Raw genomic sequence first — 1,273 nt, forward strand, 5'->3', positions numbered from 1 at the left:
TGAGCTACCCCCCGAAATTCGGACACTGACGTAGGCTACGATTTGCGGTCTGCTGATCTTCGACGAGAAGGAGATCAGAGATGTCGAAACGGAACCAGTATGCGCCGGAGTTCAAGGCGAAGGTGGCGCTTGAGGCGCTGAAGGGAGAGCAGACGGTGGCCGAACTGGCGAGCCGGTTCGGGGTTCATCCGACGATGATCCACACATGGAAGCGGGCGTTGTTGGAAGGTGCGTCTGGCGTGTTCGAGCGCGGCGGCAGGAAAGCCCCGGAGATCGACGAGGAACAGGTCAAGGAGTTGCACGCGAAGATCGGGGAGCTGGCCGTGGCCAACGATTTTTTGTCCAGAAAGCTCAAACCGTGGACCGGCAAGTGAGACGGAAGATGGTTGAGCCCGCCAATCCCGATCTGTCGATCGGCAAGCAGTGCAAGCTGCTGTCGATCTCGCGGTCGTCATTCTACTACCAGCCCAAGGGCGAGACGGCGCTGAACCTGATGCTGATGCGCCAGATCGATGAGCAGTTCCTGGAAACCCCGTTCTTCGGCGTGCGGCAAATGACCTGGCACCTGCGCAATGATGGCCACCTGGTGAACGAGAAGCGCATCCGTCGGCTGATGCGGCTGATGGGCCTGATGCCGATCTACCAGAAGCCCAACACCAGCAGGGCCGCGAAGGGGCACAAGACCTATCCCTACCTTCTGCGCGGTTTGCGAGTGACCCGGCCAAACCAGGTCTGGGCGGCGGATATCACCTACCTGCCGATGCGGCGCGGCTTCCTGTATCTGGTTGCCATCATGGACTGGCACACCCGCAAGGTGCTGGCCTGGCGGATCTCCAACACGCTGGAGGCCGACTTCTGCGTCGAGGCATTGAACGAGGCGATCCACCGCTTCGGCCCGCCCGAGATCATGAACACCGATCAAGGATCGCAGTTCACCTCGTTTGCCTGGACCGACCGGTTGCGCCGATCCAGCGTGCGCATCTCGATGGACGGCAAGGGGCGGTTCCTCGACAACATCTTCGTCGAGCGCCTCTGGCGGAGCTTGAAATACGAGTGCGTCTACCTGCACGCCTGGGAGACCGGATCAGAGGCGAAAGTCGGCGTCGGGAAGTGGATCGAGTTCTACAACCGAAAACGTCCGCACGCCGCCCTTGGTGGAAAACCCCCAGCCGTGGTCTATTGGCTGAGAAAAGACAAAACCCAAACCGATCAGCAGGAGCAGAGAGTAGCTTAGATCACGCCAGATACTGTCCAAGGATCGGGGAGTAGCTCA

Annotated in this window: 1 protein-coding gene; it reads left to right on the forward strand. The window is 60.2% G+C overall.

Annotated elements, in window-relative coordinates; genetic code table 11:
* Positions 1-80 precede the first annotated feature (80 nt).
* Positions 81-1,234, forward strand: a protein-coding gene (locus tag E1832_RS00015) for an IS3 family transposase (RefSeq protein ID WP_425358950.1) whose coding sequence is annotated in 2 segments (ribosomal slippage) — positions 81-342 and positions 342-1,234 — 1,155 coding nt in all. Because the reading frame shifts where the segments join, the coding sequence is not laid out codon by codon here.
* The last annotated feature ends 39 nt before the right edge of the window (positions 1,235-1,273 follow it).

It is taken from the genome of Antarcticimicrobium luteum (genome assembly GCF_004358185.1).
GTDB lineage: Bacteria > Pseudomonadota > Alphaproteobacteria > Rhodobacterales > Rhodobacteraceae > Antarcticimicrobium > Antarcticimicrobium luteum.